This window comes from Defluviitoga sp. (genome assembly GCF_035349255.1).
Taxonomy (GTDB): domain Bacteria; phylum Thermotogota; class Thermotogae; order Petrotogales; family Petrotogaceae; genus Defluviitoga.
On sequence record NZ_DAOPSE010000070.1, the window covers coordinates 1 to 4208 of the forward strand.

The following is a 4208-nucleotide window of genomic DNA, read 5'->3' on the forward strand; positions in this document are numbered from 1 at the left end:
TCTTATAAGTCTCGCAGTAACCATCCATCCAAATACAATAAGCGCGATCATCATATTTTTTATACCTAATCCCAAGATAGTTGTGAGTACCATAGCTGCTAACATAAAAGGGATAGACATAAATATATCTGTTATTCTCATCAAAACTTCTTCTAACCATCCACCAAAATAAGCTGCAACCGATCCTATAAATAATCCTATTACAGTGGAAATTGCCACAACAACCAAACCAATTTCAAATGCAGTTCTCGTACCCCAAATAACTCCGTAAAAAATATCTTTTTGATTAACTATTCCAAACGGATGTTCTTTTGAAGGGGGTATAGGAGTTCTTGTAGTCGTAACATTAGGCATGATATAAGGATTAAAGCCTATAGCCTCATGAAAATTTTTATCGAATCTTGAAACTACCTTAATCGCTTGTTTAACAAATTCCTCGCCATCTATTTTCTCTAATTCGTTTATTAAATTTAAACTAATAACAGATTCTTTATACTTTTTTTCAATCTTATTGTATTCTTTCTTAAGATTTTTTATAACTTTATTGGTTTCTTCATCAAATTTTTCATAATAAGTAATATTTAGTATATAATAATCCGTTAACTCTTTTATATGTGCTTTTAATTCATTTGATGACACTTCTTTATTATGAAATTTTGCAATTGTTTCCATTAAATTAGATAATTCAATGTAATCATCCTCTGCAAAGAAATACGTATCATCCCAAAAATTTTTTAACTCATTAATTATAAGATATTTATTCTCTTCAGAATAATTTTCTAGTAGATTTCTAGCTTTTTCTAAGTTCTTATTTACTGGAATTTTTGGGGGTGCTATCCAAGGTGCAAAAATAGCTATTATTATAAAAAATATTAATATAGTAACTCCTATTAAAGCAGATGGATTAGTAAAAAAACGTTTTAAAGTCCTTTTAAACTCTTCGCTCACAATTTTTCACCTCACCCTAGCCTGATTCTTGGATCAATTATTGCATATGATATATCAATTATTAAATTTCCAATTATCAATAGTAATGAAGTGAATAAAAGTACTCCCATTATAGAAGCATAATCCAGCTGTTGTGCAGCCGTAGCTGCAAATGAACCCAGGCCGGTTCTAACAAAAACCATTTCTACTATAACAACTCCAGTTAACAACCCAATCACCATCTGTCCTGCGGTAGTTACTACAGGAATTAATGCATTTTTCCTAGCATGTTTGTTAATAACAACTTTTTCAGGTAACCCTTTGGAGCGAGCTGTTCTAACATAATCTTTTCTCAAAACTTCCAACATTGAAGATCTTGTTATTCTAAGCAAATTTGCCCACCATAACCATGAAATAGCTATAACTGGTCCTATAATGTGTCTAAGAGCATCCCAAAATATATCTATCCTACCATTTAATAACGCATCAATAGTCAACAAATGAGTGTAATTTTTAAATGACGCACTTTTAACTATTTGATTTGCCCAAATACTTAAATTTCCTGGAGGGAACCAACCAAGGCCTATGTAAAAAATTAACAAAACTAGAATTGCCCAAACAAAATCAGGCAGAGACCATCCAATCAAAGCGAATATTCTGATAAACTGATCAATAAAAGAATTATGATGAACAGCAGCTGTCACCCCTAGCCAGATACCGACTCCTATAATTGGAAATAATGCGTAGAGTGCTAATTCAATAGTATAAGGAAATCTATGAATTAAGGCATCTAAAACTGGTTCTTTCCCAACTACAGACCAACCAAGATCGCCTTTCAACAAGTTTTTCACCCATTTCCCATATCTAACCGGAAAAGGATCTGTTAAGCCATATTGTTTCATTAAAATCTGTATATCTCTCTCTGACATTTTTGCATAAGTATTAGGATCCACATATGTTGACAATAGTTTTAGAGGGCCAAGCAATTGAGACATAGAAAATACTATTAATGTAACCCCTAAAATTATTAACGGTAAAAGTAGAAGTCTTCTTATTATATACGTCGTCAAAAGTCAACACCTCCATAGTTATCTAATAATATATTTAATATATTGATTTAATTATAATAATACTTAAAAAGTATTTACCTAAAAAGAGAGGGGAAATTCCCCTCTCCATTATTTTACCACCCATGATTATAAATTTGTTCCTTTTTTGGAACTTACTTATTTAATTTTTATTTAGAATACAAGTAATAATAATCTCCTGGCCAAATTGGGTTATAAACATATCCTTTTAGCCAATCTCTATGAACTCGTATTGCCAACGGCTGATACAAAGGCAATGTTAAAGCATAATCAATGACAAACTTTTGAATATCTACATACATTTGTTCTCTCTTGTAAGGATCTGTTTCTAATGATGCATCTTCTATCATTTTGTTTAATGATTTTCCACCAAATTCTGGTCTTGGTAGTGTAGCAAATTCTACAAATTTTGTTCCATAATAATGTCCATAATCACCTTGACTGTGATAATAAGTGAAAATGAAATTGTGAGGATCAGGAAAATCAGCTAGCCACCCAATAATATATACTGGAAGAATCATATTTTCTCTAGCATCCAAATAAGTTGGCCATTGAACCCCTCTAACTTCTACTTGGAATTTAGGATTTATCTTTGCAAGGTTATCTCTTAAAATTTCTGCGGCAACCCTTCTCTCTTCATTACCTATATTGTAGAGAACATCCATTTTAAATCCCTGCTGCCATAATCTTCCCCTAAATGCTCTTCTGAAATAATTTTCAGCCTTCTCAAGATCTAAAGTATATTTTGGAAGTGAACCATCAAATCCCAAAAATCCTTGTGGCAAAGCAGTAGGAACATGAACGCCCAAACCTTTTAGTACCTCATTAATCATACCTTCATAGTCAAATGCATACGCAAATCCTAACCTGACGTTTTCATCTTCAAAAAAGTTAGTAGGTATACCATTTCCATCTAATTGACCACTACCAATATAAGGAGATTCTGATTTAATTTCCCAGTTAAATCCTAAAGAAGTAATTTGAACAGTTGGGAGACCTTCTAGAACAGTGACACCTTGCATAGATTTTACTACATCCAAGTATTGTATAGGAACATCAATTCTATCTGCATCTCCTCTTTCAAGCATGGCTCTTCTTGTAGACCATTCATCTATTCCTTGAATTACAACGGTCTTAATGGCTGCCGGTCCTTTCCAATAATCATCAAATCTTTCTAAAACGATTCTTTGTTGAGCATGATCCCATTCCATAAGTTTATATGGTCCACTACCCATAGCATGATCAAACAATGGAGATTGTTCTTTAGTCCAACCATGATACTTCCACCAACCCTCTGCCTTTCCGTCCCATAAACCTAACTGTACAGAATATTCTTTATCTAGTATAGCACCCCAACCTCCACCACTAGCAATAATGTTAAGAAAAGGAGCATAAGGTCTTACTAAATGGATATGAACCTCGTCTCCTACAACTTCTATTGCCGGATCTACAACATCATGATAAAAGTTAATAAGAGCCGTTTCATATTCCTTAGAAATTGGATTCATATTACTGTCAAATATCTTATCCCAAGAAACGCCGACATACTCTTCAACAAGTTCTCTAACTGTGAAAGCTCCAAAAATAGGTTCTATCAGCATCCACATCGGCCCAGCTGCAGGATCATAGAGTATACCTCTTTCAAATGTGTACTCAACATCTTGGGGAGTTAGATCATTTCCGTTTTGAAATTTTACACCTTTTCTAATTGGAAATACATAAGTTGTTCCATCGTCTCTGAGATAACCATTTTCTTCACTTGGAACAACTGTTGATATCATAGGAACAAAGTCGGTCATGCTTTCACCATCATAAGCTATAAGGTTATCATATACATTAAAAATAACCTCTGCGCTTGCAGTATCATAAGCATGATGTATATCTAATGTGTCTGGTTCCGATAAGGTTGCATCAAAAATCATATCGGGATTCTTTACTTGTGAAAAAGCAAAAACTGACAACAAACCAACTAACAAAATAAACACAAACTTTTTCATGCCAATACCTCCCTTACAGGTTAAAAAATACAAGTTTTCTAACTTAATAATTCCACCGGATGTTTGAATTATATCATATTCACTTGTAATATTCAAGCAATAAAATTAATGATTTTAAATGCTCGAATAATTAAATACTTTGAATGTGTTTTATCCTCAACAATCTTGATTTAAGCAAAACAAAAGTTAAATATTT

At 32.8% G+C, this 4208-nt stretch carries 2 protein-coding genes and 2 pseudogenes; all 4 read right to left on the reverse strand.

Features of this window, described 5'->3' with window-relative positions:
* Positions 1–366 (reverse strand): annotated as a pseudogene (locus PKN74_RS08025) (ABC transporter permease); the annotation flags it as partial.
* 468 nt (positions 367–834) lie between these two features.
* A pseudogene (locus PKN74_RS08030) lies at positions 835–948 on the reverse strand (ABC transporter permease); the annotation flags it as partial.
* A gap of 11 nt (positions 949–959) precedes the next feature.
* Complete coding sequence (locus PKN74_RS08035; RefSeq protein ID WP_472310294.1) at positions 960–1997, reverse strand: ABC transporter permease; 1038 nt, start codon at positions 1995–1997, stop codon at positions 960–962.
* Positions 1998–2164: 167 nt separating this feature from the next.
* Positions 2165–4012, reverse strand: a complete 1848-nt coding sequence (locus PKN74_RS08040) for an ABC transporter substrate-binding protein (protein ID WP_472310296.1) — start codon at positions 4010–4012, stop codon at positions 2165–2167.
* Between the last annotated feature and the right edge of the window lie 196 nt (positions 4013–4208).

What these genes read in the sequence shown, in the direction of transcription:
- PKN74_RS08040 (WP_472310296.1), bottom strand. Translation starts at nt 4,012, where the DNA reads ATGAAAAAGTTTGTGTTTATTTTGTTAGTTGGTTTGTTGTCAGTTTTT.